22 protein-coding genes and 1 pseudogene are annotated in these 26,265 nt (G+C 71.7%); 10 read left to right on the top strand and 13 right to left on the bottom strand.

Annotation, left to right across the window (positions count from 1 at the left end; translation table 11 throughout):
- From ACFZCY_RS28810 to ACFZCY_RS28790, 5 genes are all read left to right on the top strand, one after another.
- Nucleotides 1–588: a hypothetical protein gene (locus ACFZCY_RS28810; RefSeq protein ID WP_391179443.1), complete on the top strand. Its 588-nt coding sequence runs from the start codon at nucleotides 1–3 to the stop codon at nucleotides 586–588.
- Complete coding sequence (locus ACFZCY_RS28805; protein ID WP_391179441.1) at nucleotides 585–2,393, top strand: hypothetical protein; 1,809 nt, start codon at nucleotides 585–587, stop codon at nucleotides 2,391–2,393. Before ACFZCY_RS28810 ends, ACFZCY_RS28805 begins: the two co-directional genes overlap by 4 nt.
- A gap of 181 nt (nucleotides 2,394–2,574) precedes the next feature.
- Complete coding sequence (locus tag ACFZCY_RS28800; RefSeq protein WP_391179438.1) at nucleotides 2,575–3,735, top strand: Gfo/Idh/MocA family oxidoreductase; 1,161 nt, start codon at nucleotides 2,575–2,577, stop codon at nucleotides 3,733–3,735.
- Complete coding sequence (locus ACFZCY_RS28795) at nucleotides 3,732–4,889, top strand: DUF993 family protein (protein WP_391179435.1); 1,158 nt, start codon at nucleotides 3,732–3,734, stop codon at nucleotides 4,887–4,889. Before ACFZCY_RS28800 ends, ACFZCY_RS28795 begins: the two co-directional genes overlap by 4 nt.
- The gene (locus ACFZCY_RS28790; RefSeq protein ID WP_391179433.1) at nucleotides 4,886–5,716 is read left to right on the top strand and encodes a TIM barrel protein; all 831 of its coding nucleotides are present in this window, start codon (nucleotides 4,886–4,888) and stop codon (nucleotides 5,714–5,716) included. The genes ACFZCY_RS28795 and ACFZCY_RS28790 overlap by 4 nt, the downstream gene beginning before the upstream one ends.
- Before the next feature lie 25 nt (nucleotides 5,717–5,741).
- On the opposite strand, the gene ACFZCY_RS28785 is transcribed toward ACFZCY_RS28790, so the two are convergent.
- A complete protein-coding gene (locus tag ACFZCY_RS28785; protein ID WP_391179431.1) occupies nucleotides 5,742–6,131 on the bottom strand; it encodes a signal peptidase I in 390 nt (129 codons plus the stop codon).
- A gap of 244 nt (nucleotides 6,132–6,375) precedes the next feature.
- Between ACFZCY_RS28785 and ACFZCY_RS28780 the strand changes: the two are divergent.
- Nucleotides 6,376–6,555 (top strand): annotated as a pseudogene (locus ACFZCY_RS28780) (GNAT family N-acetyltransferase); the annotation flags it as partial.
- Nucleotides 6,556–6,572: 17 nt separating this feature from the next.
- Here the strand turns inward: ACFZCY_RS28780 and ACFZCY_RS28775 are convergent.
- The 3 genes from ACFZCY_RS28775 to ACFZCY_RS28765 all read right to left on the bottom strand — a co-directional run bounded on the left by ACFZCY_RS28775 (nucleotide 6,573) and on the right by ACFZCY_RS28765 (nucleotide 8,112).
- Nucleotides 6,573–6,920, bottom strand: coding sequence for a hypothetical protein (locus ACFZCY_RS28775; RefSeq protein ID WP_391179428.1), 348 nt, complete (start codon nucleotides 6,918–6,920; stop codon nucleotides 6,573–6,575).
- Nucleotides 6,917–7,561 (bottom strand): sigma-70 family RNA polymerase sigma factor, encoded by a 645-nt coding sequence (locus tag ACFZCY_RS28770; RefSeq protein WP_391179426.1) that lies wholly within the window; start codon nucleotides 7,559–7,561, stop codon nucleotides 6,917–6,919. Before ACFZCY_RS28770 ends, ACFZCY_RS28775 begins: the two co-directional genes overlap by 4 nt.
- 71 nt (nucleotides 7,562–7,632) lie before the next feature.
- On the bottom strand, nucleotides 7,633–8,112 hold the full coding sequence (locus ACFZCY_RS28765; protein ID WP_391179423.1) for a hypothetical protein: 480 nt from the start codon (nucleotides 8,110–8,112) through the stop codon (nucleotides 7,633–7,635).
- A 260-nt stretch (nucleotides 8,113–8,372) separates the two neighbouring features.
- On the opposite strand from ACFZCY_RS28765, the gene ACFZCY_RS28760 reads away from it, so the two are divergent.
- Nucleotides 8,373–9,536 carry a serine hydrolase gene (locus ACFZCY_RS28760; RefSeq protein ID WP_391179420.1) on the top strand — a complete coding sequence of 388 codons (1,164 nt, stop codon included), beginning with the start codon at nucleotides 8,373–8,375 and terminating at the stop codon, nucleotides 9,534–9,536.
- A gap of 157 nt (nucleotides 9,537–9,693) precedes the next feature.
- Here ACFZCY_RS28760 and rbsD read toward each other — a convergent pair whose 3' ends face one another.
- The 5 genes from rbsD to ACFZCY_RS28735 form a co-directional block, all read right to left on the bottom strand.
- Nucleotides 9,694–10,092, bottom strand: a complete 399-nt coding sequence (gene rbsD / locus ACFZCY_RS28755) for a D-ribose pyranase (protein ID WP_391179418.1) — start codon at nucleotides 10,090–10,092, stop codon at nucleotides 9,694–9,696.
- A complete protein-coding gene (locus tag ACFZCY_RS28750; RefSeq protein ID WP_391179415.1) occupies nucleotides 10,089–11,015 on the bottom strand; it encodes a PfkB family carbohydrate kinase in 927 nt (308 codons plus the stop codon). The genes rbsD and ACFZCY_RS28750 overlap by 4 nt, the downstream gene beginning before the upstream one ends.
- A 158-nt stretch (nucleotides 11,016–11,173) precedes the next feature.
- Nucleotides 11,174–13,123: a substrate-binding domain-containing protein gene (locus ACFZCY_RS28745; protein ID WP_391179412.1), complete on the bottom strand. Its 1,950-nt coding sequence runs from the start codon at nucleotides 13,121–13,123 to the stop codon at nucleotides 11,174–11,176.
- Entirely contained in the window at nucleotides 13,113–14,732 is a 1,620-nt protein-coding gene (locus tag ACFZCY_RS28740) for an ATP-binding cassette domain-containing protein (protein ID WP_391179410.1), read from the bottom strand. Before ACFZCY_RS28740 ends, ACFZCY_RS28745 begins: the two co-directional genes overlap by 11 nt.
- A complete protein-coding gene (locus tag ACFZCY_RS28735) occupies nucleotides 14,729–15,745 on the bottom strand; it encodes a substrate-binding domain-containing protein (protein WP_391179407.1) in 1,017 nt (338 codons plus the stop codon). The genes ACFZCY_RS28740 and ACFZCY_RS28735 overlap by 4 nt, the downstream gene beginning before the upstream one ends.
- 209 nt (nucleotides 15,746–15,954) lie before the next feature.
- Here ACFZCY_RS28735 and ACFZCY_RS28730 point away from each other — a divergent pair, with 209 nt between their 5' ends.
- Together ACFZCY_RS28730 and ACFZCY_RS28725 are read left to right on the top strand one after the other, a co-directional pair.
- Complete coding sequence (locus ACFZCY_RS28730) at nucleotides 15,955–18,162, top strand: ATP-dependent RecD-like DNA helicase (RefSeq protein ID WP_391179404.1); 2,208 nt, start codon at nucleotides 15,955–15,957, stop codon at nucleotides 18,160–18,162.
- A 186-nt stretch (nucleotides 18,163–18,348) separates the two neighbouring features.
- The gene (locus ACFZCY_RS28725; RefSeq protein WP_361474902.1) at nucleotides 18,349–19,638 is read left to right on the top strand and encodes a citrate synthase; all 1,290 of its coding nucleotides are present in this window, start codon (nucleotides 18,349–18,351) and stop codon (nucleotides 19,636–19,638) included.
- 407 nt (nucleotides 19,639–20,045) lie between these two features.
- Here the strand turns inward: ACFZCY_RS28725 and ACFZCY_RS28720 are convergent, their stop codons facing one another.
- From ACFZCY_RS28720 to ACFZCY_RS28710, 3 genes are all read right to left on the bottom strand, one after another.
- Nucleotides 20,046–22,337, bottom strand: coding sequence for a heavy metal translocating P-type ATPase (locus ACFZCY_RS28720; protein ID WP_391179400.1), 2,292 nt, complete (start codon nucleotides 22,335–22,337; stop codon nucleotides 20,046–20,048).
- On the bottom strand, nucleotides 22,334–22,555 hold the full coding sequence (locus ACFZCY_RS28715) for a heavy-metal-associated domain-containing protein (RefSeq protein ID WP_179934388.1): 222 nt from the start codon (nucleotides 22,553–22,555) through the stop codon (nucleotides 22,334–22,336). Before ACFZCY_RS28715 ends, ACFZCY_RS28720 begins: the two co-directional genes overlap by 4 nt.
- Before the next feature lie 186 nt (nucleotides 22,556–22,741).
- The gene (locus tag ACFZCY_RS28710) at nucleotides 22,742–23,392 is read right to left on the bottom strand and encodes a TetR family transcriptional regulator (RefSeq protein ID WP_391179396.1); all 651 of its coding nucleotides are present in this window, start codon (nucleotides 23,390–23,392) and stop codon (nucleotides 22,742–22,744) included.
- Nucleotides 23,393–23,561: 169 nt separating this feature from the next.
- Between ACFZCY_RS28710 and ACFZCY_RS28705 the strand changes: the two genes are divergently transcribed.
- Nucleotides 23,562–25,985 (top strand): MMPL family transporter, encoded by a 2,424-nt coding sequence (locus ACFZCY_RS28705; protein ID WP_391179393.1) that lies wholly within the window; start codon nucleotides 23,562–23,564, stop codon nucleotides 25,983–25,985.
- Between the two features lie 34 nt (nucleotides 25,986–26,019).
- Here ACFZCY_RS28705 and ACFZCY_RS28700 read toward each other — a convergent pair whose 3' ends face one another.
- On the bottom strand, nucleotides 26,020–26,232 hold the full coding sequence (locus ACFZCY_RS28700; RefSeq protein ID WP_391179391.1) for a MerR family transcriptional regulator: 213 nt from the start codon (nucleotides 26,230–26,232) through the stop codon (nucleotides 26,020–26,022).
- Between the last annotated feature and the right edge of the window lie 33 nt (nucleotides 26,233–26,265).

Raw genomic sequence — 26,265 nt, 5'->3', positions numbered from 1 at the left:
ATGCCGTCCTCCGCGACCACCCGTGAACCGGGCGAGCTGACCGGCCCGCGCTTCGCCCTCTTCGCCGACGTCCTGGCGGTGGGGCTGGCCACCGCCGCCGCCTCGCTGCCGCTGATCACCGCCCCTGCCGCCATGTCCACGGCCTGCGCCGTCCTCGACCGGCGGGTACGGGAGGACGCCCCCGCCACCGCGGGCGGCTACCTCCGCGCCCTGCGGTCCCGGCTGCGCACCGGCGATCTGCTGGCCGGGGCCGGGATGCTGGCCGGTGGCGCGCTGCTGCTGTTCAACGCGCTCGCGTCCGGGGCGGGGCTGCCCGGCGCGGTCGCCTTCCGGCCCGCCCTGCTCGTGGTGGCCGGGCTGCTCACGGTCGTCCTGCTGCGGGCCTGCGCCCGCCCCGAATCGGGCACGAGCTGGCGCACCGCGCTACGCTCGGCCGCGTACGCCAGTGTGCGCACGCCCCGCGCGAGCCTCGTCCTGCTGCTGGCCGTGGCCACCGCCGCCGTCTGCGCCTGGGCCTACCCGCCCCTCCTCTTCCTCGTCCCCGGCCCGCTCGCGATCGCCGCCAGAGCCACGGAGCACCACCCATGAGCCTGCCCCGCCGTCACTTCCTCGCCGGAACCGCCGCCGGCGGAGCCTCCGTCAGCGGGGTGTTCGCCGCCGGCGCGCCCCAGGCCGCGGCCGCCGCTCGGGGCCGTACCGACAAGCCGTTCCTGGAACTGCTCACCAAGGCCGCCGACAAGCGGGTGGCCGAGGTGGTGGACGGACTCGACGCCACCCTCGCCCAGCTGAACAACCTCGGCCAGGCCCGCCCGGCCGCCCGCAGCCTGCGGCTGCTGACCTCCGTCCATGTGTGGGCCGACGCCGAGCACCACCACGACGCGGCGCTCGTCGCGCCGATGACCCGGCTCGCCGACGCGCTGGCCGCCGCCCAGTTCGACGACGGCCTCTTCGACCAGGGCGCGGTGCACTCCCCGCCGGACACCGCCTTCTCGATCGTCGACCTGGGCCTGCTGTACGGCCTGCTGGACGACGACGACCACCCGTCCACCGCGAAGGTCCGCGCCACCCTGAAGAAGATCCTCCGCAAGGCCGGATCGGGGCTCTCCACCGGCGGGCTGCACACCCCCAACCACCGCTGGAAGGTGTGCGCCGCGCTCGCCCGTATCAACTCCTTCTGGCCCGACGCCCGCTACACCCGCCGCATCGACGCCTGGCTGGCCGAGGGCATCGACCAGTACGAGGCGGGCCAGTACAGCGAGCGCAGCGCCACGTACGCGCCCATCGTCACCAACCCCGCGCTGCTGACCCTCGCCCGGCTCACCGACCGCCCGAAGCTGTACGACACGGTGCGCCGCAACCTGGAGGCCACGCTCCACCTGGTGGAGCCCAACGGCGATGTGGAGACGGTGCATTCGCGCCGCCAGGACCAGAAGACGGTCAAGCATCTGTCCGAGTACTGGCTCCAGTACCGGGCGCTGGCGATACGGGAGAAGGACGGGCGCTTCGCGGCCATGGCCGAAACCGTCCAGCGGCGCGGGGCGGACCAGACCTTCGACGAGACCCCGCTCGGGGACTTCCTCGCCGAGGTGCTGGACGAACCGGAGCTGGCCGCGCCGCTGCCGAAGGCCACCGCCGTGCCCGCCGAGTTCACCTGGCACGACAAGGACAGCGGGCTGGTGCGGATCGGCCGGGGCGCCACCCGTACGTCCCTCTTCGGCGGTACGGACTTCCCCGACGTCCACGCGATCTCCTCGGGCCTGTCCACCAACCCGACCTTCTTCAAGTGGCGCAAGGGCGCCGCGATCCTGGACTCGCTGCGGCTGTCCCCGCAGTTCTTCTCGCTCGGCCACTTCCGCGCCGAGAACGTCGAGCGGACGGCGGACGGCTGGCGGCTGTGGGCGGACGTCCGCGCCGGATACCATCTGCCGCTGCCGCCGCAGCACCGCCGCCCCGACGGCCGCTACCCGCTGACCGACGACGGCCGCTTCTGGTCTGCGATGGACTTCCCGCACCGTCCCAAGCAGTGGCGCACCCTGCACACCGAGGTGCGGGCGAGCGAGGCGGACGGCGGCTGGAACCTGGACGTCGAGGTCGGCGAGTCCGAGGTCCCGCTCGCCTTCGAACTGTGCTTCCGGGCCGGGGGCACGCTGAGCGGCGTCGAGCCCGTACCGGGCCAGAAGGACACGTATCAGCTGGTCAAGGGGTACGGAACCTATACGTCGGGCGATGACGTGATCACCTTCGGCCCGGGCAACGGCAGCGGCCCGCGCCAGCCCGCCGTCGTGGACCCGGGGGAGCGCTACACCTGGATGGGCGGCGATCTGCCCGTGTCCGGGCTGCGCGTGCTGATCACCGGGCGCTCGCCGCTCGCGTATCGCTTGACTCTGCGGTGACTCCGCGGTGACTCCGTGATGAAGCGCTGACCGCCCCTGTCCCACCCCTGTGCATGCCCTGTACAGGGGTGGCCGGGGCGGCTAGCGTAGCCTTTAGTAAGCGCTTACTGTGAAGCGCTTACTGCGACGCTTACCACCACCTCCGGTGGATCTGGTGACTCTGGTGAGGAGACGAAGCCACGTGACACGCAAGACCGTGCGGATCGCCATGAACGGTGTGACCGGCCGGATGGGATACCGCCAACACCTCGTCCGGTCGCTCCTCGCCATCCGCGAACAAGGCGGCGTCGACCTCGGCGACGGCAGTGTGCTGTGGCCCGAACCGCTGCTCGTCGGCCGCCGCGAGCACGCCCTGAAGGAGATGGCCGAGCGCCACGGCCTCGACCCCGTCGCCGACGTCTCCACCGACCTGGACGCCGTGCTCGCCGACGACAGCGTCGACATCTACTTCGACGCGCAGGTCACCGCCGCCCGCGAAGAGGCCATCAAGAAGGCCGTCGCGGCGGGCAAGCACATCTACACCGAGAAGCCGACCGCCACCGGCCTCGACGGCGCCCTCGAACTGGCCCGGCTCGCCCAGGCCGCGGGCATCAAGCACGGCGTCGTCCAGGACAAGATCTTCCTGCCGGGGCTGCTGAAGCTCAAGCGCCTCATCGACGGCGGCTTCTTCGGGAAGATCCTCTCGATCCGCGGCGAGTTCGGCTACTGGGTCTTCGAGGGCGACTGGCAGAGCGCCCAGCGCCCCTCGTGGAACTACCGCGCCGAGGACGGCGGCGGCATCGTCGTCGACATGTTCCCGCACTGGGAGTACGTCCTGCACGAGCTGTTCGGCCCCGTCCGCACCGTCCAGGCCCAGGCCACCACCCACATCCCGCACCGCTGGGACGAGCAGGGCAAGCCGTACGACGCCACCGCCGACGACGCGGCCTACGGCATCTTCCAGCTCGAGGGCGGCGCCATCGCCCAGATCAACTCCTCCTGGGCGGTCCGCGTCAACCGCGACGAGCTGGTCGAGTTCCAGGTCGACGGCACCGAGGGCTCGGCCGTCGCGGGCCTGCGCAACTGCCGCGTCCAGCACCGCTCGGCCACCCCCAAGCCGGTCTGGAACCCGGACCTCCCGGCCACCGAGTCCTTCCGCGACCAGTGGCAGGAGATCCCGGACAACGAGGAGTTCGACAACGGCTTCAAGGCCCAGTGGGAGCTGTTCCTGCGCCACGTCGCGCTGGACGAGCCCTGGCGCTGGGACCTGCTGGCCGGTGCGCGCGGTGTGCAGCTCGCCGAGCTGGGCCTCGCGTCCTCGGCGGAGGGCCGTCGGCTGGACGTACCGGAGCTGAGCCTGTGACCCTCCACCTGCCCGGGCCGGGCGGTACGACCCGCCCCTACGCACCCCGCACCGAGCCCCTCTCCCTGACGACCGGCGCCCCGCTCACCTCCCGCGTCGTGTTCTCGGCCGCCCATGTGGTCGCCGACCCGTACGCCGACGTCAGCCCCGACAGCCCCGCCGCCGTCGACTGGGACGCCACCCTCGCCTTCCGCCGCCACCTGTGGTCGCACGGGCTCGGCGTCGCCGAGGCCATGGACACCGCCCAGCGCGGCATGGGACTGGACTGGGCGGGCGCCGCCGAGCTGATCCGCCGCTCGTCGGCCGAGGCCACGGCGGTCGGCGGCCGCATCGCCTGCGGCGTCGGCACCGACCAGCTGCCCCCCGGCGACCGCACCCTGGACGAGGTCCGCGCCGCCTACGAGGAACAGCTCGCCGTCGTCGAGGCCTCCGGCGCCCAGGCCATCCTGATGGCCTCCCGCGCCCTGTGCGCCGCCGCCAAGACCCCGGACGACTACCTCGACGTCTACGGCCATCTGCTGCGCCAGGCCACCGAGCCGGTCGTCCTGCACTGGCTGGGCCCGATGTTCGACCCGGCCCTGGAGGGCTACTGGGGCAGCGCCGACCTGGACGCCGCCACCCGTACCTTCCTCGACGTGATCGCCGCCCACCCCGACAAGGTCGACGGCATCAAGGTCTCCCTGCTCGACGCGCAGCGCGAGATCGACCTGCGGCGCAAGCTCCCCGACGGAGTGCGCTGCTACACCGGCGACGACTTCAACTACCCCGAGCTGATCGCGGGCGACGACCGCGGCTTCAGCCACGCCCTGCTGGGCATCTTCGACCCGCTGGGCCCGCTCGCCGCCGAGGCCGTACGCCGCCTGGACACCGGCGACACCGCGGGCTTCCGCGCCCTGCTCGACCCCACCGTGGAACTCTCCCGCCACCTCTTCCGGACCCCGACCCGCTACTACAAGACCGGCGTGGTCTTCCTGGCCTGGCTGGCGGGCCACCAGTCGCACTTCACGATGGTGGGCGGCCTGCAGTCGGCCCGTTCGCTGCCGCACCTGGCGCGGGCGTACGAACTGGCCGACGGCCTCGGCCTGTTCCCGGACCCGGCGCTGGCGGAGTCCCGTATGAAGCACCTGCTGTCCGTTCATGGAGTCGCCCAGTGAATGCCGTGCCGCGCCTGAGCCTGAACCAGGAAACGATCAAGCAGTGGTCGCTGCCGGAGCTGGCGGAGGGCTGCGTCAAGGCGGGCGTCATGGGCGTCGGTCTGTGGCGCGAACCGGTCCAGAAGTACGGCGTGGAGGCCGCCGCCCGGCTCATCCGCGACGCGGGCCTGACCGTCACCTCGCTGTGCCGCGGCGGATTCTTCACCGCGCTCGATCCCGATGAGCGCGCCGCGGCCCTCGCCGACAACCGCGCCGCCATCGACGAGGCCGCCACCCTCGGCACCGACACCCTGGTCCTGGTCTCCGGCGGCCTCCCGCCCGGCAGCCGCGACCTGTTCGCCGCCCGCGAGCGCATCGCCGACGCTCTGGGCGAGCTGGGCCCGTACGCCGCCGAGCGTGGCGTCCGCCTGGCCATCGAGCCCCTGCACCCGATGTACGCATCCGACCGCTGCGTGGTCTCCACCCTCGCCCAGGCCATCGACCTGGCGACCCGCTTCCCGGCCGACCAGGTCGGCGTCGTCGTGGACACCTACCACCTGTGGTGGGACGACACCATCGCCGGCCAGATCGCCCGCGCGGGCGCCGAGGGCCGCATCGCCGCCTTCCAGCTCGCCGACTGGATCACACCACTGCCGGAGGGCGTGCTGCTGGGCCGGGGCCAGCTCGGCGACGGCGCGGTCGACTTCCGCTGGTTCCGCGAACAGGTCGACGCGACCGGCTACGACGGCCCCATCGAGGTCGAGATCTTCAACCCGGACCTCTGGGCCCGCGACGGCGCCGAGGTCCTGGCGGAGGTGGCCGACCGCTACCGCGCGCTGGTGCTGTAGCGACCGCCGTCGGCTGCCCGTTCGCCTATGGGGTCACCGCTGGGGTCACCGCTGGGGTCACCGCGTATCCGGGCACCGACGGCCACCGCACCGTCAACACCACCGACTCCTCCTCCGCGCACCAGGAGTGGTCGACCCCGCGCCCCCACACGACGTAATCACCCTGCTGCTCCAGGAGGACGCTGCGGCCGGGCAGCTCGACGCGGAAGCGGCCGCTGATGAGCGCCAGCAGAGCCGTCCGCTCCTCGCCCCGCACCCACTCCGCCCGCTCGTCCCCGGGCGGGTGGACGCCCCACTTGATCTCCACGTCCTCGCTGTGGCGGGGGTCGTCGGCCTCCTTGAAGTGCCCGAGGATCCACCCCCGGTCCAGTGCCGCGTCCTTGCCCGCGTTGCCTACGTACACGCTGTCGTTCACGCTTCCGGAAGCTAGCAGGTGAGCCGGATGGGGTGCGGTCATGGCTCTACGGCGCTGATGCCCGTAACTCCGTTGCGCGGGCGGCGAAGTGTGGCTACGGTCGCGGCGCCGCGAGAGACGCGTGCTCATCGGTGACGAGGAAGCTTGATGAATATGGCTGCCACCAGCCCTCATCGGCCTGCCCTCGTCCGGCCCGCGCACGGCACCCGCACTGGGCCGATGACTTCCCCCCCGAGGCCACGGCTACGCCCCCGAGGCCACCCGCGCCCTCACCGCCTTCGCCCTGGCCGCACCGGGCGTCCACACGGTCCACGCCACAGTCGAACTGTCGAACCCGCCCTCCATCAGAGTGCTGGAGAAGTCCGGCTTCCAGCGCCACAGCACCCGACCCGAGCAGAACACGGCTCGCTACCAGGCGCGCTGACCACGAGCCCGTACCGGTCAGCGCGGCAGTCCCGGGGCCGGTTTCGAGGGGGACGGCCGGGGGCGGGTGCTGTCGCTCGGGGTGGAGGTGGGGGTGGGGGTGGGGGTGTCGGAGACGCGGGGGTGGTGGGCCGGTGGCTCCGGACGGCTTCGCTCCGGGGAGCCGGGAAGGAGCAGGAAGCAGAGGACGGCGGTGGCGGCCGCGGCCGCGACGACGAGGGAGGTGGTCCGCCAGATCCGGCGGGTTCCCCAGGCCCGGCCCGTGGGAGGCCGCGCCGGTGACAGGTCGTGGGCGGTGATGAGCCGCGCACGGGCATCGAGGGCGGTGCGCAGCCGTCGTTCGACAGCGGGACGCGTCGTTGTCATCGGGCCGCCTCCAGCAGCTTCTCGAGGGTGTCCAGCGCGCGGCTCGCGGTGGACTTCACCGTTCCACGGGACACGCCCAGGGTCTCGGCTATCTGCGCCTCGGTCAGGTCCGACCAGTAGCGCAGCACCAGCACCTCACGCTGACGCCGGGTGAGTTTCGCCAGCGCGTCCAGAACCTGGCGGTGCTCCTCGGCGAGCAGCAGCCGCTCGTCGACCGGTGCGCCCTGCCCCTGGTGGGGCGGGGTGTACGCGCGCGCCGTGCGGCGTCTGCGCAGCACGGAGCGGGCGGCGTTGACGACAGCGGTGTGCAGATAGGCGTGTGCGTCCTCCAGGCTGTCCAACGCGGAACCGTGCCTGCGGCACACCGCGGCGAAGGCGTCCTGGACGACATCCTCGGCGGTGTGCTGGTCGTCCACCAGGAACACAGCAAGTCGGACCATGTCCAGCCGCCGGGCCCGGTACAGATCGGCCAGCGTGGGGCTCGGCCCCCGGCTGTCCCGGCCGTCCTGGCCGTCGTCCGCCGGCTTGAGCAGCCGGAACCGCCGCCGCGCGGGTGGCGGTTCCACGCCCGGCGGCGAGGCGGTCGTCCGGGTACGGCGGAGCAGCCGGACCCACCACGGCAGGACATGAGTGAGCTGCATCGTCCTCGTTCACCTCATCGGTGGGCCGGGGCCGGCTCCGGATCCGGCCCTGACCCATCCGGGACTGACGGCTAGCGGTGGGCCGGAGCGGAGGGCACCGGCTTGGGGTGCGCGGAACCGGGGACGGAGGGGACGGGCCTGGGCCGGGTGGATTCGGGCGTGCTCGGCACGGGCTTGGGCTGAGTGTCACCCGGGACGGAGGGCACCGGCTTGGGCTCGGTGTCGTCCGGGGCGGACGGCACGGGCTTGGGCTGAGTGTCACCCGGGATGGAGGGCACCGGCTTGGGCTCGGTGTCACCCGGAGCGGATGGCACGGGCTTGGGCTCGGTGTCACCCGGAGCGGACGGCACCGGCTTGGGCGCTGCCGATTCGGGCGCGGACGGCACCGGCACCGGGGTGGACGTGCTCGATGTGGTGGCCGGTCGCGAGTGGTCGGCGGTGGCCGCCTGGGCGGCCATGCCGCCGCCCACGAGCAGGGCGATACCGGCGGCCGACCCCAGAACCCAGGTGCGCGCGGGGCGGTTCGGCTTCTGTGCGCGGATGTGCCGCATGGGGACGCCTCCAAGAGGTCGAGGGAACACTGACGGGTCAGGCGGCGCCGGGGGCCGGAAGACCCGCCCCGGAAACCCGCCTTCACCCCACCAGACGTGCGGCCCCACCCGAGGTTGTCGCGGCCACCCGGAAATTTTTCCGCGACGGCGGGGTCACCTCTCCGCGGCGCCGGAGCAAGCCGATCAACCCCCGGGGCGCGGGCCGCGTCACTCACACCGCGGGGGCCACCCAGGCCCCCACGTGACCCGGAGGTCTACGGATGAGACAGAGAGCGGCACGCGGCGGCTTATGCGCACTGGTGGTGAGCCTGGCCCTGGGCGCCGCCATCCTCACGCCCGCGCACGCCGCCACGACGGACGGCCACGAGGCCACGCGTGACGCGCTGCGGGAGTGGGTGGAGGAGGGCGGGATGCCCGGGGTGGCGGCCATGGTGCGGGACGGCGAGAAGACCTGGTTCGGGTCGGCGGGGTATGCGGACACCGATACCGGTCGGAAACGGTCGCTCGATGACCACTTCCGGGCGGCGAGCATTACCAAGCCGTTCATCGCGACCGTCCTCCTCCAACTGGAGGCGGAGGGACGGCTGAGCCTGGACGACCCGGTCGGGAAGTGGCTGCCCGGGGTGGTGCGGGGCAACGGCAACGACGGCGGCGGAATCACCCTGCGGCGCCTGCTCAACCACACCAGCGGCCTCTACAACTACACCGATGACCCGGACTTCCAGGTCAACACCTCCGGCAGCGGCTTCCCCGAGCACCGCTACGACACCTACACGCCCGAGGACCTGGTGGCGGTCGCGATGAAGCATCCGCCGCACTCCGCGCCGGGCGGGGAGCCGTGGTACTCGAACACCAACTACGTCCTCGCGGGGATGGTCATCGAGAAGGTGACGGGACACTCCTACGCGCAGGAGGCGACGCGGCGGATCATCAAGCCGCTGAAGCTGCGCGAAACGTCGTTCCCCGGCACCGACCCGCGAATGCCCAGGCCGCACCCCGTCGCGTACTCATGGCTCCACGACGACTCCCCCGATGCGCCGGTCCACGACGCCACCGAGCAGAACATGAGCTGGCTGGGCGCGGCGGGCGAGCTGATATCCACCGCCGGTGACCTCAACCGTTTCGACCGCGCCCTGATGCGCGGCCGACTGCTGCCCCGCGCCCAGCTGGACGAGATGCTGGACGAGGTGCCCTCGAGCGGGATCGGGTACGGGCTGGGGGTCGAAGTGGCCACCTTGTCCTGTGGGGTGACCGTGGTGGGCAAGAGCGGCCGCACCAATGGTTCGCTGTCGGCGGTGGTGGGCACGGAGGACGGCACGCATCAGCTGGCGTTCAACGCCAACGGAGACCGGCTCCCGGACTCGTCCCGCTACTTCGAGGTGATCGAGGCGGAGTTCTGCGGACCTGAAGTAACGGATCAATAACTTCCGAAAATCGTGCAACCCTTCCGCACCCTGGCCGGTCGTACCTGGCATCGGGCTTCCTGGAGGGGATCTGGGGGGATTTCAGAGGAAGCCCTGGGGAGGGGAAACGAGGGGCCTGGTCGACGGACCGGGCCCCTCGAAACGCGTCCGGGCACCGTCAGAACGGCACGCCGCACCGCAGCAGCACGTTCGCGTACGGCCGTGCCTCGCCGGTCCGTACGACCAGCTTCGCCGTGGCCGTCCGGGACTTCAGCTCCTCGTGGGACACGAGATCCAGAGCGGGGTACGGGAAGCAGGCGTCGAGCAGGGCCATCGCCGCCGGGTTGTGCTCGCTCACCTCCTGCGCCGCGACCGCCCCCTCGGTCACCAGCTCGTCCAGCAGCCCGGTCAGCACCTGCTCGAAGGACGGCACGCCCGCCCTGAAGGCGAGGTCGACGACGACGGGAACGGAGGACGGTATGGGCAGGCCCGCGTCGCACACCATCACCGTGTCGGTGTGGCCCAGCAGCGCGATGCCCGCGCTCAGATGACGGTTGAGGATCCCCGCACGCTTCACAGTGCGGCCACCTCGTCGGCGGTCGGGAACGACACCTGCGCCCCGGCCCGGGTCACCGCGGCCGCGCCGACGCGTACGGCGTACCGGACCGCGGTCTCCAGGTCGTCGCCGACGCCCAGGCGCCAGGCGAGCGCGCCGGTGAAGGCGTCACCGGCGCCCGTGGTGTCCACGGCGTCGACCGGCAGGCTGGGCACCCGGACCGTACGGTCGCCGTCGGCGACGAGCGCGCCCGCGCCGCCCAGGGTGACCACCACCGAGCGCGGGCCGCGCGCCAGCAGCGCCGACGCCCACGCCTCGGGGTCCGTGGCGTCCCCGGCCGGATCGTCGCTCAGCAGATACCGCGCCTCGTGCTCGTTGACGACGAGGGGATCGCACGCGGCCAGCACCTCGGCGGGGAGGGGCGCGGGCGGCGAGGGGTTGAGCACCACGCGCGGCCCGGGCCGGTCGCCGAAGCCCCCGTCAGCGGTGCGCACCACCTCGGCGACCGTCTCCAGCGGGATCTCCAGCTGGAGGGAGACGACGCGGGCGGCGGCCAGCAGGCTCCCGGCGCCGCGCACGTCCTCGGGGGTGAGCCGGGAGTTGGCGCCGGGGGAGACCACGATGCTGTTGTCGCCCGAGGGGTCCACCGTGATCAGCGCGACTCCGGTGGGCGCGCCGCCGACCAGGACGCCGACGGTGTCGACCCCGGCCTCCCGCTGCGAGTCCAGCAGCAGCCGGCCGTAGGCGTCGTCGCCGACCCGGGCCAGCAGGGCCGTACGGGCCCCCAGCCGACCGGCGGCGACGGCCTGGTTGGCGCCCTTGCCGCCCGGGTGGACGGCCAGGTCGGAGCCGAGGACGGTCTCCCCGGCCCCGGGGCGGCGGTCGACGCCGACCACCAGATCGGCGTTGGCCGAGCCCACGACCAGCAGGTCGTAGTCGTGCATGCGGTATGTCCTTTCAGACGGGCGATTTTGTCAGCCGTCATTCGTCAGCCGTCACTTGTCAGCTGATACCTGTCAGCTGATACCTGTCAGCCGATACCCGCCAGCCGTTGGTCGTCAGCCGACACCTGTCATCTGTTACGTGTCAGCCGGTGAGCCGTTCACTTCGCCGCGACGACCTTCACCGGGACCTTGACCGCACCCGCGATCTTCTGACCCTTCGCGGCCTTGATCGCGTTCCGTACGACCAGCCGCCCCAGCTGCTCGGGCTGCTGGGCGACGGTCGCGGTGAGCGTGCCGTTCCGTACCGCCTTGAGACCGTCCGGTTCGCCGTCGAAGCCGACGACCTTGACGGACTTGCCCGCCTTGGAGCCCAGCGCCTTGATCGCGCCGAGCGCCATCTCGTCGTTCTCGGCGAAGACGCCGTCGACGCCGGAGTGGGCCTGGAGCAGGTTGGTGGTCACGTCCAGGGCCTTGGTGCGGTCGAAGTCCGCGGGCTGCTTGCCGACGACCTTGATGCCCGGGTACGCCTTCAGTCCCTCCGCGAAGCCCTGGCCGCGCTCGCGCGAGGCGGACGTACCGGCGACGCCCTGGAGGACCAGGATCCGGCCCTTGCCGCCCAGCCGCTCGGCCAGCGTCCTGGCGGCGAGCTTGCCGCCCGCAATGTTGTCGGAGGCCACCAGGGACGCGACGTCCGCCTTGTTGACGGTGCGGTCGGCCGCGAGCACCGGTATACCGGCCTTGTTGGCCGCCTTGACGGACGGGCTCGCCGCGTCGGAGTCGACCGGGTTGATGATGATCGACTTCATGTTCTGGCTGGTGAAGTTCTGTATCTGATTGGCCTGCTGGGAGGCGTCGTTCTGGGCGTCGGTGACGGTGAGGCTGATCCCGGCGCGCTTGGCCTCGGCCTGCGCGCCCGCCTTGAGCTGGACGAAGAAGGGGTTGTTGAGGGTCGAGACCGACAGCCCCACCTTGGTCTTCGCGCCGCTGTCCGAACCGGAGTGCCACAGGGACGAGCCGAAGGCGAACGCGGCGACGACCACGGCGGCCACCGCGAACTTCCCTGCGTTCACGGCCGCCTTACGGCCGCCACCGGAGGGACCGCCCGCCGACGCGCCCGGCGCCGCGGGCCGGGCCCCGGCGCGCCGGCGCACCGTGTCGAGCAGCACCGCGAGCGCGATGACGACGCCGATGACGACCTGCTGCCAGAAGGCGGAGACCTCCAGCAGGTTGAGCCCGTTGCGCAGCACGGCCAGGATCAGCGCGCCGATGAGCGTGCCGGACGCCTTGCCGACGCCGCCGGACAGGCTCGCGCCGCCGATGACGACCGCGGCGATCGCGTCCAGTTCGTAGCCGACCGCCGCCTGCGGCTGCGCGGAGGACAGCCGGGAGGCGAGCACGATGCCCGCGATCGCGGCGAAGCCGCCGGACAGGGCGTAGATGACCAGCTTCTGACGGCCCACCCGGATGCCGGAGAGCCGGGCCGCCTCCTCGTTGCCGCCGATCGCGTACATGGCGCGGCCCGCGTACGTGCGGCCCAGTACCGCGGAGGTGATCAGGCCCATGGCGATCATCACGAGCACCGGGACCGGCAGCCAGCCGCCGAGCGTGTCGCCGAGGCCGGACACCGAGTCCGGGACGGAGATGGGGCTGCCCTGCGAGATGACCAGGGCGAGGCCCCGGCCGACCGACAGCATCGCGAGCGTGGCGATGAACGGCGGCAGCTTGCCGAACGACACCAGCGCCCCGCTGACCAGGCCGCACGCGACGCCGGTGGCGACGGCGAGCAGCGCCGCGAGCCACACCGGCAGCCCCTGCGAACTGGCCGACCAGGCGAGCACCGTGGCGGACAGCGCGGCCACCGAGCCGACAGACAGGTCGATGCCCGCGGAGACGATGACGAAGGTGACGCCGAAGGCGAGGATCGCGGTGACCGCCGCCTGGACGCCGACGTTGAGGAGATTGTCGGTGGTGAGGAAGTCGCCGGACAGCAGCGACATCGCCGCCACCAGCAGCACCAGGGCGCTCAGCGCGCCGTTGTCGAGCAGCACGCGGCGCAGTACGGCCGGGCCCCCGGGGTCCTTCGTGGACGCGAGCGTGTCAGTGGCCACGGGAGCCCTCCTTTTCGTTGACGCCGACTCCTTCGACGGCGCCGTCTGTGCTTCCTTCGACGCCCTTGACGTCCTTCACCGCCAGGGCCATGACGGCGTCCTGGGTCGCTTCCCGCGCCGTCAGCTCTCCGGCGATCCGGCCCTGCGCCATGACCAGGACGCGGTCGCTCATGCCCAGCACCTCGGGGAGGTCGCTGGAGATCATCAGGACGGCGTGGCCGGAGGCGGTGAGTTCGTTGATGAGCTGATAGATCTCGACCTTGGCGCCCACGTCGATGCCGCGGGTCGGCTCGTCGAGGATGAGCACCTTGCTGTCGGCGAGCAGCCACTTGCCGATGACGACCTTCTGCTGGTTGCCGCCGGAGAGGGTGCGCACGTGCTGGTCGAGTCCGGCCATCCGGACCGCCAGCTGCTCGGCGATCCGCTCCGCCGCGCGGCGCTGCCCGGCCCGGTCGACGAACCCGGCGCGGGTGGTGCCGCGCAGCGTGACCAGGCCCAGGTTCTCCTGCACGGACGCGTCCAGGACGAGCCCCTGGCCCTTGCGGTCCTCCGGTACGAGGCCGATCCCGGCGTCCATCGCGGCGACCACGTCATGGCGGGGCAGCGGCACGCCCGCGACCTCGACGGTGCCGGTGTCGTACGGATCGGCGCCGAAGAGGGCCCGTACGACCTCCGTACGGCCCGCCCCGACGAGACCGGCGAGGCCGACCACCTCCCCGGCACGCACGTCGAAGTCGATGTCCTGGAAGCTGCCGCCGCGGCCGAGTCCCCGGACCTTCAGCAACGGCTCGCCCGCACTCCCGGAAGCGCTGCCGGACGCCGGGCGCTCCCTCGGGTACTGCTGCTCGATGGACCGTCCGACCATCAGCCGCACCAGTTCGTCCTGATCGGTGGTGGCCGGGACCTGGGTGACGCTGCGGCCGTCGCGCAGGACGGTCACGCGGTCGCCCAGGGCGGCGATCTCCTCCAGGTGGTGGGTGATGAAGACGACGCCCACCCCGTCCGCGCGCAGCGTGCGGACGATCCGGAAGAGCTTGTCGACCTCCTCCGTGGTGAGCACGGCGGTCGGCTCGTCCATGATCAGGACGCGGGCGTTCAGGCTGAGCGCCTTGGCGATCTCGACCATCTGCAGCCGGGCGATTCCCAGGTCGCGGACGCGCGTACGGGGGGAGACGTCCACGCCGACGCGGGTGAGGAGTTCGGCGGCCCGCTCGTCCATCGCCGTACGGTCGATCAGCCCGAAGCGGCGCGGCTGACGGCCCAGGAAGATGTTCTCGGCGACGCTGAGGTCGGGGACGAGGTTGAACTCCTGGTGGATGGTGGCGATGCCCAACCGCTCGGCGTCCTGCGCCCCGTGGATACGGACCGGACCGCCGTCGACCAGCACGCGTCCCCCGTCGGGGCGGTGCGCGCCGGACAGCATCTTGATCAGCGTGCTCTTGCCCGCGCCGTTCTCGCCGAGGAGGACGTGCACCTCGCCCCGGCGGAGGTCGAAGTCGACGCCGTCCAGCGCGACCACGCCGGGAAACGTCTTGCGGACCCCCTCCATCCGCAGGATCTCCGCCCCGTGGTCCGCCGGTTCCGGCTCGGGGCTGGGCGTCGTGGTCATGGCGTGCTCCCTTCGGGCTCGCCGCAGGAGCGGCGGGGGACCAGGCGGGCGGACAGGGTCACCGATGCGGCCGTCCGCCCCTCGACGCGGTCGATCAGCGCGCCGATGGCTGCGTGGCCGAGGTCTCCGGTGGGCTGGGCGATGGCGGTGATCGGCGGATCGGTGTGGACGAACCACGGGATGTCGTCGAACGCGGCGAGCGCCACGTCGTCGGGCACCCGCAGCCCGCGGGAGCGGATCTCGTCCATCGCGCCGAGCGCCATCAGATTGTCGGCGGCGAAGATCGCCTCCGGCGGGTCGGGCAGATCCAGGAAGCGGGCGGTCACCCGCCGCCCGCTGTCGGCCTGGAAGTCGCCCTGGCCGATGTGGTCGGCGGACAGGGCGAGACCGAACTCGCGCAGGGCGGAGCGGAAGGCGTCCACCCGTTCGCGCCCGGTGGTGGTGGCAGCCGGGCCCGCGATGATGGCGAGCCGGCGGTGGCCGAGGGCGTGCAGATGAGCGACCAGATCGCGGACCGCGCCCCGGCCGTCGGTGCGCACGACGGGCACCTCGTCCAGTCCCTCGCCCTCGATCCAGCGGTCGACGAAGACCATGGGCGTGCCGTTGCGGGCGGCGTCCAGCATCAGCGGGGAGCCGCCGTCGGTGGGGCTGACCAGCAGGCCGTCGATGCGGCGGTCCACCAGGGTGCGGACGTGGTGGTCCTGGAGGTCGGGCCGCTCGTCGGCGTTGCCGATGACCACGCTGTAGCCCCGGTCCCGGGCCGCGTCCTCGACCGAGCGGGCCAGCTCGGTGAAGAAAGGGTTCAGCACATCGCTGATGACCAGCCCGAGGGCGCGGGTCTGATGGGTGCGCAGCGAGCGGGCGACGGCGTTGGGCCGGTAGCCGAGGTCGGCGACGGCGGCGAGCACCTTGTCCCGGGTGTCCGTCCGTACGGACGGGTGGTCGTTGAGCACCCGGGAGACCGTCGCGACGGAGACCCCGGCGCGCTGCGCCACGTCCTTGATGGCCGGCATCGCCCCACCTCCTCGTGGAATCGATTACATCGATGACGCCGAGGGAGATTGGAATCGATTACACGAGGGCGGGGCAAGATGCCGGAGCGGGCCGCAATCGGATCGTGATGTTCCGCTCCGCCCGAACCGTCACCGCGGGCCCTCCGGGTTATCCACAGGCTCGCTTCGCACCCTGACCCGGTGTCCGCCCCCGGCGGTACGGTCGGTGCATGCTCAAACTCGCGGTGGTCGAAGGGGTTCTGGAGCGGATCACCTACGCCAATGAGGAGAACGGGTACACGGTCGCCCGGGTCGACACCGGCCGTGGTTCGGGCGATCTGCTGACCGTCGTCGGCTCGCTGCTGGGCGCGCAGCCGGGCGAGTCGCTGCGGATGGAGGGCCGCTGGGGTTCCCACCCGCAATATGGCAAACAGTTCACCGTCGAGAACTACCAGACCGTGCTGCCCGCCACGGTGCAGGGCATCCGGCGCTATCTCGGATCGGGCCTCATCAAGGGCATCGGCCCCCGGATCGCCGACCGGATCACCGAGCACTTCGGTGTCGACACCCTCGATGTCATCGAAGAGCAGCCGAAGCGGCTGATCGAGGTCCCCGGCCTCGGCCCCAAGCGGACGAAGATGATCGCCGCGGCCTGGGAGGAGCAGAAGGCCATCAAGGAGGTGATGGTCTTCCTCCAGGGCGTCGGCGTCTCCACATCCATCGCGGTGCGGATCTACAAGAAGTACGGCGACGCGTCGATCGCGATAGTGAAGAACGAGCCGTATCGGCTGGCCGCCGACGTCTGGGGCATCGGCTTCCTCACCGCCGACAAGATCGCCCAATCGGTCGGCATCCCGCACGACAGCCCCGACCGGGTCAAGGCCGGTCTGCAGTACGCGCTGTCCCAGTCCGCCGACCAGGGCCACTGCTACCTCCCCGAGGAGCAACTGATCGCCGACGCCGTGAAGTTGCTCCAGGTCGACACCGGCCTGGTCATCGACTGCCTGGGCGAGCTGGCGGCCGAGGACGAGGGCGTGGTGCGCGAGCCGGTACCGGGCCCGGAGGACGGCGAGCCGGTCTCGGCGGTCTATCTGGTGCCCTTCCACCGCGCCGAGATCTCGCTGGCCGGTCAGGTGCGGCGGCTGCTGCGCACCGAGGAGGACCGGATGCCCGCCTTCCAGGGCGTGGACTGGGACGCGGCGCTGGGCTGGCTCGCCAAGCGCACCGGCGCCGACCTGGCGCCCGAGCAGAGCCAGGCGGTGCGGCTCGCGCTCACGGAGAAGGTCGCGGTGCTCACCGGCGGCCCCGGCTGCGGCAAGTCCTTCACCGTGCGGTCCGTGGTGGAGCTGGCCCGCGCCAAGAAGGCCAAGGTGGTGCTCGCGGCCCCCACCGGCCGGGCCGCCAAGCGGCTCGCCGAGCTGACCGGGGTCGAGGCGTCCACCGTGCACCGGCTGCTGGAGCTGAAGCCCGGCGGGGACGCGGCGTACGACAAGGACCGCCCGCTGGACGCCGACCTCGTGGTCGTCGACGAGGCGTCGATGCTCGATCTGCTGCTGGCCAACAAGCTGGCCAAGGCGGTCCCGCCGGGCGCCCATCTGCTGTTCGTGGGGGATGTGGACCAGCTGCCGAGCGTCGGCGCCGGGGAGGTGCTGCGGGATCTGCTGGCCGACGGCAGCCCGGTGCCGGCCGTCCGGCTGACCCGGATCTTCCGCCAGGCGCAGCAGTCCGGGGTGGTCACCAACGCCCACCGGATCAATTCCGGCGCCCCGCCGATCACGCAGGGCCTGTCGGACTTCTTCCTCTTCGTGGAGGACGACACGGAGGAGGCCGGGCGGCTGACCGTGGATGTCGCGGCCCGCCGCGTGCCCGCGAAGTTCGGCCTCGACCCCCGCCGTGACGTGCAGGTCCTCGCCCCGATGCACCGCGGCCCGGCGGGCGCGGGCACGCTCAACGGACTGTTGCAGCAGGCCATCACCCCGGCCCGGCCGGACCTGCCGGAGCGGCGTTTCGGCGGCCGGGTCTTCCGTGTCGGCGACAAGGTGACGCAGATCCGCAACAATTATGAGAAAGGGGCCAACGGGGTCTTCAACGGCACGGTTGGAGTCGTCACCTCCCTCGACACCGACGAGCAGCGGCTGACCGTGCTGACGGACGAGGACGAGGAGGTGCCGTACGACTTCGACGAGCTGGACGAGCTGGCTCACGCCTATGCGGTGACCATCCACCGCTCCCAGGGCAGTGAGTACCCGGCCGTCGTGATTCCGGTGACCACCGGGGCCTGGATGATGTTGCAGCGGAACCTGCTGTACACGGCGGTGACCCGGGCCAAGCGCCTTGTGGTGCTGGTCGGATCGCGCCGCGCGCTCGGGCAGGCGGTGCGTACCGTCTCGGCGGGCAGACGCTGTACGGCGCTGGATCACCGGCTCGGCGGGGCATAGGAGTCGAGTGTGTCAAGAGGGTTTCCGAACGGTGACGGACGGGGCAGGATGGCCGTGTAGGCGGCACTGAGTGCCGCCAAAAGGCCCTTCAGTCGACCCCGAGTGCACGTTCATCACCCGAGTAGGGGAAGGTGGGGGGAGTCAGGGCACCTCGAGGAAGAGAACCAGACGTCGGTGAGGGATGACGTGAGCGACAACTCTGTAGTACTGCGGTACGGAGACGACGAATACACCTACCCGGTGGTCGACAGCACCGTCGGCGACAAGGGCTTCGACATCGGCAAGCTGCGCGCCCAGACCGGTCTGGTGACCCTGGACTCCGGTTACGGCAACACCGCCGCGTACAAGTCCGGCATCACCTACCTGGACGGTGAGCAGGGCATCCTGCGGTACCGCGGGTACCCCATCGAGCAGCTGGCGGAGCGCGCCTCCTTCCTGGAGACCGCCTTCCTTCTGATCAACGGTGAGCTGCCGACGGTCGACGAACTGGCCGCGTTCCGTGAGGACATCACCCGCCACACGCTGCTCCACGAGGACGTCAAACGGTTCTACGACGGCTTCCCGCGGGACGCGCACCCGATGGCGATGCTGTCCTCCGTGGTCAGCGCGCTGTCGACGTTCTACCAGGACAGCCACAACCCGTTCGACGAGAAGCAGCGCAACCTGTCGACGATCCGGCTGCTGGCCAAGCTGCCGACCATCGCGGCGTACGCGTACAAGAAGTCGGTCGGCCATCCGTTCGTCTACCCGCGCAACGACCTCGGTTACGTCGAGAACTTCCTGCGCATGACCTTCTCGGTCCCGGCGCAGGAGTACGAGCTGGACCCGGTCGTGGTCAGCGCGCTCGACAAGCTGCTGATCCTGCACGCCGACCATGAGCAGAACTGTTCGACCTCGACGGTCCGGCTCGTCGGCTCCTCGCAGGCCAACATGTTCGCCTCCATCTCGGCGGGCATCAACGCCCTGTGGGGCCCCCTGCACGGCGGCGCCAACCAGTCGGTGCTGGAGATGCTGGAGGGCATCCAGGCGTCCGGCAGCGATGTCGACACCTTCATCCGCAAGGTGAAGAACAAGGAAGACGGCGTGAAGCTCATGGGCTTCGGGCACCGCGTCTACAAGAACTTCGACCCCCGGGCGAAGATCATCAAGTCGGCGGCGCACGATGTCCTCTCCGCGCTCGGCAAGTCCGACGAGCTGCTCGACATCGCGCTCAAGCTCGAGGAGCACGCGCTCGCCGACGACTACTTCGTGGAGCGCAAGCTCTACCCGAACGTGGACTTCTACACCGGTCTGATCTACCGGGCGATGGGCTTCCCGACCGAGATGTTCACCGTGCTGTTCGCGCTCGGCCGGCTGCCGGGCTGGATCGCCCAGTGGCACGAGATGATCAAGGAGCCGGGCTCCCGCATCGGCCGCCCGCGCCAGATCTACACGGGCGTCGTCGAGCGCGACTTCATCCCGGTGGAGCAGCGCTAGAGACGGCGCTGAAGCGCGGCCCTGAAGGCGGCGCCGAACAAAGCGAGAAGCGCCCCGCTGCCGATCCCCCCACGGGTCGGAGCGGGGCGCTTCCCTTGTCCCGGTTCGGATTCCCCCCACGGGATCCGGCCCGGGCGTTCTGTGGGCCGTACGGGCTCGTACGGACGCGATCTGCCGGGACGCGTACGTACGGGAGGGCCGCTCAAAGCTCCCCGGGTACGTCGCCCCGGCCACGCGTAGCAGGATGCGTCCCCCAAGACGTATCCCCACCGCCCCATTAGACTCGCGACCCCCCTCAATGGTTACGTTGGGTTGTCTGTGATCTGCGTCTCTTGCCATATGGGGGCGTAAAAGGGCAAGAGCCCCGATTCAAAATTCGAGGCTCTTGTGTATGGGTGTTGTGCGGCTTATGGGGACTTGGTGGAGACCGTGGACGCCGTGAAGGAACGCAGTCGCAGGCTGTTGCTGACGACGAACACGGAGGAGAACGCCATCGCGGCGCCCGCGATCATCGGGTTGAGCAGACCGGCCGCGGCGAGCGGCAGCGCGGCGACGTTGTAGCCGAACGCCCAGAACAGGTTGCCCTTGATGGTGGCGAGGGTCCGGCGGGCCAGCCGGATCGCGTCGGCGGCCACGCGCAGGTCGCCCCGGACGAGGGTGAGGTCACCGGCCTCGATCGCCGCGTCCGTCCCGGTGCCCATGGCGAGGCCGAGGTCGGCGGTGGCCAGGGCGGCGGCGTCGTTGACCCCGTCGCCGACCATGGCGACCGTCCGGCCCTCGTCCTGCAGCCGCTTCACGACGTCGACCTTGTCCTGCGGCAGGACGCCGGCGATGACCTCGTCGATGCCGACCTCGCGGGCGACCGACTCGGCCACCCGCCGGTTGTCGCCGGTCAGCAGCACCGGGGTGAGGCCGAGGGCGCGCAGCTGGGTGACGGCTTCGGCGCTGGTCTCCTTGACGGCGTCGGCGACGGTGAGGACGCCGCGGGCGTGCCCGTCCCAGGCGACGGCGACCGCCGTATGGCCTTCCGCTTCGGCCGCGGCCTTGGCGGTCGCCAGATCCTCCGGCAGGTCGATGGACCACTGGGCGAGCAGCGTGTCGCGGCCGACGAGCACGGCGTGTCCGTCGACGACGCCCTGGACGCCGAGCCCGGGCACCGATGCGAAGCTCTCCGGCGCCGGGAGCGCCCCGGCGCGCTCGGCCGCGCCGTCCGCGATGGCGCGGGCGATGGGGTGCTCACTGGCGTGCTCCACGGCGCCCGCGAGCCGCAGCAGCTCGTTCTCGCCGGTGCGCTGGGCGGGGATGATCTGGTGCAGCCGCATCCTGCCGGTGGTCACGGTGCCGGTCTTGTCGAGGACGACGGTGTCCACCCGGCGGGTCGACTCCAGCACTTCGGGGCCCTTGATGAGGATGCCCAGCTGGGCGCCGCGGCCGGTGCCGACCATGAGCGCGGTCGGGGTGGCCAGGCCCAGGGCGCACGGGCAGGCGATGATCAGGACGGCGACGGCGGCGGTGAAGGCGGCGGTGGCGTCGTTCGTCGTCAGCCACCAGGCCAGCAGGGTGCCCACGGCGATCAGCAGCACGATCGGCACGAAGACGCCGGAGACCCGGTCGGCGAGCCGCTGCACCTCGGCCTTGCCGTTCTGCGCGTCCTCCACCAGGCGGGCCATCCGGGACAGCTGGGTGTCGGCGCCCACCCGGGTGGCCTCCACGACGATGCGGCCCGCCATGTTGACGGTGGCGCCCGCGACCGTGTCGCCGACCGCGACGTCCACCGGTACGGATTCGCCGGTCAGCATCGAGGCGTCGACGGCGGAGCTGCCCTCGGCCACCGTGCCATCGGTGGCGATCTTCTCGCCGGGGCGTACGACGAAGCGGTCCCCGACCGCCAGTTCGCGCACCGGGATCCGTACTTCCTTGCCTCCGCGCAGGACGGCGACGTCCTTGGCGCCCAGCTCCAGCAGGGCGCGCAGCGCCGCCCCCGCCCGCCGCTTGGACTTCGCCTCCAGATAGCGGCCGATGAGGATGAAGGTGGTGACCCCGGCGGCCGCCTCCAGATAGATCGAGGACGAGCCGTTGGCACGGGTGACGGTGAGGTCGAAGCCGTGCCGCATGCCGGTCATGCCCGCGTCGCCGAAGAACAGGGCCCACAGGGACCAGCCGAGCGCCGCGAGGGTGCCGAGGGAGACCAGGGTGTCCATGGTGGCCGCGCCGTGCCGGGCATTGGTCCAGGCGGCCTTGTGGAAGGGGGCGCCGCCCCAGACGACGACCGGCGCGGCGAGGGTGAGGGAGAGCCACTGCCAGTTGTCGAACTGGAGTGAGGGCATCATCGCCAGCACCACGACGGGCAGGGACAGGACGAGCGAGACGAGCACGCGGTGGCGCAGCGGGTCGTGCTCGCCCGGCGCCGGGGCCGCGGCCTCGGGGCTGTCGGGGGCGGGCTCGGGCTCCGGCTCGGCGGGGGGCGGCTCCTCGGCGGTGTAGCCGGTCTTGATGACCGTGGCGATGAGGTCCGCGACCTCGACGCCGCTGCCGTAGGACACCTGGGCCTTCTCGGTGGCGAAGTTCACCGTGGCGGTGACGCCGTCCAGCCGGTTGAGCTTCTTCTCGATGCGCGCCGCGCAGGAAGCGCAGGTCATACCGCCGATGGCCAGTTCGACCCGCGCCTCGTGCCCGGCGGCGGGAGCCGTGATGGTCATGCGAGCTCGTACCCCGCTTCGTCGACGGCGGCGCGGACCGCCTCGTCGTCCAGCGGGGCGGCCGAGACGACGGTGACCTGGCCGGTGGAGGCCACGGCCTTGACGGAGCTGACGCCGTCGAGGGCGCCGATTTCCTCGGCGACGGCACCCTCGCAGTGGCCGCAGGTCATGCCGGTCACCTGGTAGACGGCGGTGACGGTGTTCGCCTCGGAGCTCATGGACTTCTCCTCTGTGGGGGAGTGGCTGACGGTACGCGAGGGGCGCCGGTTGGCGCAGCGCCTCCTGACCTTTTCAACTCTATACCCCTAGGGGGTATTCCCGGAAGCCGGGGGTGCGCCCGCTCTCGACAGGGGGCGTCGCGCGATGGCCGCGATACGCCCTGGGGGTGTCACGGCCGGTGGCGGTCAGTGCCGGGCGGGTGCCGCCTTGGTGCCGATGGCCGGGGCCAGGTACCCGTAAAGGCAGGCCTTCATCTCGGTGATGTATGCCGCCTGCTCCTCGCCCTCGTGGGAGAGGATCAGCTCCAGCCCGGCCTTGAACAACGCGAACGCCATGTTCGCGATGCGCGTGCGGCGCTCCGCGGGCAGCTCGGGGGCGTAGGTGCCGATCAGCTCCTCGACCCGGGTCTGCAGCGCGGTGTGGAGCGCGGCGTGCTCCTCGGCGACCGCGCCCGGGGTGTCGGAGGAGCAGATCAGGGTGAGGAAGACGGGGTTGGCGCGGTTGAACTCGATCAACGGGTCGAGGACCACGTCCAGCATCTCGCCGAGCGGCAGTGCGGCGTTCTCGTCGGTGAAGGCCACGCCGTGGGCGTCCCGCATCTGCCGGGTGAGGCGGTCGCCCAGCTCGACGGCGATGGCCTCCTTGTTCGGGAAGAACTGGTACAGCGTGCCGGGGGAGACCCCGGCCTCGCGGGCGATCGCGTTGGTGCTCGCGGAGGTGTAGCCGGTGCGGCAGAAGACGCTGGCGGCGGCGTCCAGCAGCTGCTGGATCCGGCGCTCGCCGCGTGCCTGCCTGCGGCGAGGGTTCGCGGGTCGGTCCACCTGGCTCTCGGTCACAATCCACAGCTTCCCATGTGCGATTGACAAACACGAGTGGCCGCTCGCATTCTTGAGAAATGCGAGCGGTCGCTCGTGTTTGCCGCTCCGTGGCAATCAGCGACCCATGCTGCCTGCCTGCCCGAGCGGGGGCCGGCCGCATGGGCACAGGTGAAGGGGACACCGCGTCATGACCGATGTCAATCGGCCGCCCGGCGAGCGGACCGGAGGATGGACCCGCCTGGTCACCGCCAGGCCGCGGCTGTCCCTGCTGGTCGCCCTGCTCTTCACGGCGCTCGCCGTCGTGGCCGGGAGCGGAGTCGCCGACCGGCTGTCCGGCGGCGGCTGGGAGGACCCGGCGTCCCAGTCCTCGTACGCCACCAAGGCGCTGGAGAAGCGCTTCCCCGCCTCCCAGCCCAACCTCATCCTGCTCGTCGACAGCGGCGGCAAGAAGGTGGACGACCCGGCGGTCGCCGCCGAGGCCCGGGCGCTCGCCAAGAAGCTCGCGGGCGAGAAGGCGGTCACCGGCGTCACCTCCTACTGGGACACCGGCGCGTCCGCCCTGCGCAGCAAGGACCGCGGTGAGGCGATCATCGCCGCGCGCATCACCGGCGACGAGACCGCCGCGGGCAAGGCGCTGGAGCGCATCGCCCCCGACTTCCGCGGACAGCACGGACCGGTCGAGGTCTCCGTCGGCGGACCGGTCGCGGTCAAGCAGGAGATGCAGACCACCATTCAGGAAGACCTGCTGCGCGCCGAGATGATGGCCCTGCCCGTCACCCTGGTGCTGCTCGTCATGGTCTTCGGCAGCGCGGTGGCCGCCCTGCTGCCGCTCGGCATCGGCGTCATCGCCATCCTGGGCACCGACGCCGTGCTGCGCGTGCTCACCGAGTTCACCGATGTCTCGGTCTTCGCGCAGAACCTGACCACCGCGCTCGGCCTCGGGCTCGCCATCGACTACGCCCTGTTCATCGTGCGGCGCTTCCGCGAAGAGCTGTCGGCGGGCGGGGAGACGCTTCCGGCCGTCGCCGCCACCCTGCGCACCGCCGGGCGGACCGTGCTCTTCTCGGCGCTGACCGTCGCCGTCTCGCTCGCCGCGATGATGGTCTTCCCGCAGTACTTCCTGCGCTCCTTCGCCTACGCGGGCATCGCCGTGGTGCTCATCGCCGCGGCCGCCGCCCTGGTCGTGCTGCCCGCCGCGCTCGTCCTGCTCGGCGACCGGGTCAACAAGTGGGACCTCACCCGGCTGCTGCGCCGCGGCCGCCCCGCCGGTCGAGCGGCCGGCGGGACCGCCGGCGGGGCCGCCGACGGGGCGGCCACCGGGGCCGCCGCCGACCGGGCCGAACCGGGCGCGGGCTGGGGGCGGTTCGCCCGGCTGGTCATGCGGCGCGCCCCGGTCTTCGCGCTGGCCACCGTCGCCGGGCTGGTGGCGCTGGGGCTGCCCTTCCTGCGGGTGGAGTTCGGCACCGCGGACGACCGCCAGCTGCCCTCCGGCGCCGAGTCCCACGTGGTCCAGCAGCACATCCGGGACGGCTTCGCGGGCGGACCCGGCGGCGGGGTGGAGATCCTCGCCGAGGGCAAGCCCGGTGCCGCCGCGCTCGCCGACTACAGCGCCAAGGTCTCCGCCCTCCCCGGAGTGCTGCGGGTGGACAGCCCGGCCGGGCACTTCGCGGACGGCCGCCAGGTGGGCAGGCCCGGCCCGGCCGAGGCGGCGCGCGCGGCGGGCGGCGCGGCGTATCTCAGCGTGCAGCCCAAGGGCGAGGGCGTGGAGCCCGCCACCCAGGACCTGGTGCGGGACATCCGGGCCCAGAGTCCCCCGTTCCGCGCCTCGGTGACCGGCACCGCCGCCGTCCTGGTGGACACCAAGGAGTCCCTGGGCGACCGCGTCCCCTGGGCGGGCGCGATCATCATCGCCGTCACCCTGCTGCTGGTCTTCCTGCTCACCGGAAGCGTGCTGATCCCGCTCCAGGCCGTGCTGCTCAACGCGCTCAGCCTCACCGCGATGTTCGGCGCCATGGTGTGGGTCTTCCAGGAGGGGCACCTGTCCGGGCCGCTGTCGTTCACCAGCTCCGGCGACATAGAGACCACCCTGCCGGTGCTGATGTTCTGCGTCGCCTTCGGTCTCTCCATGGACTACGGCGTCTTCCTGCTCTCCCGGATCAAGGAGGAGTACGAGCGCACGGGGGACCATGAGGCGGCGGTGGAGTTCGGACTGCGGCGCACCGGCGGGCTGATCACGGCGGCGGCGCTGATCCTGGCCGTGGTCATGGTGGCCATCGGCACCTCCCGGGTCACCAACACCAAGATGCTCGGCCTCGGTATCGCCCTGGCCGTGCTGATGGACGCGATGGTGGTGCGCAGTCTGCTGGTACCGGCGGTGATGAAGCTGACCGGCCGGGCCACCTGGTGGGCCCCGGGCCCGCTGCGGCGGCTGCACACCCGGTTCGGGCTGAGCGAAGGGGAGTCCGCACCCTCGTCCTGCGCTCCCTCCGGTGCCTCTCCGGGTGGCGGTGGCTCGGGCGGCACCTCCGAAGACCCCGGCGGGAAGGCGGACGGGGGCGCGGCCTCCGGGGACGAGAAGGGCCGCCGCCGGGACCGGGTGAGCGCCCGCTGACCCACCGCAGCGCCCGGCGCGATCCGCGAGGCACTCACTGGTCCTTGCCCTCGCGGCGGGCGCGGCGGTTGCCGGGTCTGCGGGCCACCCAGCCCCGGATGGTGTCCGCGTACCAATACGGCTTGCCGCCCTCCACCAGGTCGGGGGGCGGCATGTGACCGTGCTTGCGATAGGACCTTACGGTGTCGGTCTGCACACCGATATGTGCGGCGATCTCCTTGTAGGACCACAGCCTTCGATCGGTCATCACTCGCGCCCTTTCACTCGGCCTGTGTCCGGT

The sequence above is a fragment of the Streptomyces sp. NPDC007983 genome (genome assembly GCF_042958345.1).
Classification (GTDB): domain Bacteria; phylum Actinomycetota; class Actinomycetes; order Streptomycetales; family Streptomycetaceae; genus Streptomyces.
The sequence above is the reverse complement of the archived record's forward strand: the minus strand, read 5'-3'. Positions and strand labels throughout refer to the sequence as shown.

Bases quoted from the DNA above. Each gene is read 5' to 3' on its own strand.
- ACFZCY_RS28740 (WP_391179410.1), bottom strand. From the start codon at position 14,732: ATGACCACGACGCCCAGCCCCGAGCCGGAACCGGCGGACCACGGGGCG.
- ACFZCY_RS28810 (WP_391179443.1), top strand. From the start codon at position 1: ATGCCGTCCTCCGCGACCACCCGTGAACCGGGCGAGCTGACCGGCCCG.
- ACFZCY_RS28770 (WP_391179426.1), bottom strand. From the start codon at position 7,561: ATGCAGCTCACTCATGTCCTGCCGTGGTGGGTCCGGCTGCTCCGCCGT.
- ACFZCY_RS28730 (WP_391179404.1), top strand. From the start codon at position 15,955: ATGCTCAAACTCGCGGTGGTCGAAGGGGTTCTGGAGCGGATCACCTAC.
- ACFZCY_RS28700 (WP_391179391.1), bottom strand. From the start codon at position 26,232: ATGACCGATCGAAGGCTGTGGTCCTACAAGGAGATCGCCGCACATATC.
- ACFZCY_RS28735 (WP_391179407.1), bottom strand. From the start codon at position 15,745: ATGCCGGCCATCAAGGACGTGGCGCAGCGCGCCGGGGTCTCCGTCGCG.
- ACFZCY_RS28720 (WP_391179400.1), bottom strand. From the start codon at position 22,337: ATGACCATCACGGCTCCCGCCGCCGGGCACGAGGCGCGGGTCGAACTG.
- ACFZCY_RS28715 (WP_179934388.1), bottom strand. From the start codon at position 22,555: ATGAGCTCCGAGGCGAACACCGTCACCGCCGTCTACCAGGTGACCGGC.
- ACFZCY_RS28760 (WP_391179420.1), top strand. From the start codon at position 8,373: ATGAGACAGAGAGCGGCACGCGGCGGCTTATGCGCACTGGTGGTGAGC.
- ACFZCY_RS28765 (WP_391179423.1), bottom strand. From the start codon at position 8,112: ATGCGGCACATCCGCGCACAGAAGCCGAACCGCCCCGCGCGCACCTGG.
- ACFZCY_RS28775 (WP_391179428.1), bottom strand. From the start codon at position 6,920: ATGACAACGACGCGTCCCGCTGTCGAACGACGGCTGCGCACCGCCCTC.
- ACFZCY_RS28750 (WP_391179415.1), bottom strand. From the start codon at position 11,015: ATGCACGACTACGACCTGCTGGTCGTGGGCTCGGCCAACGCCGATCTG.
- ACFZCY_RS28805 (WP_391179441.1), top strand. From the start codon at position 585: ATGAGCCTGCCCCGCCGTCACTTCCTCGCCGGAACCGCCGCCGGCGGA.
- ACFZCY_RS28705 (WP_391179393.1), top strand. From the start codon at position 23,562: ATGACCGATGTCAATCGGCCGCCCGGCGAGCGGACCGGAGGATGGACC.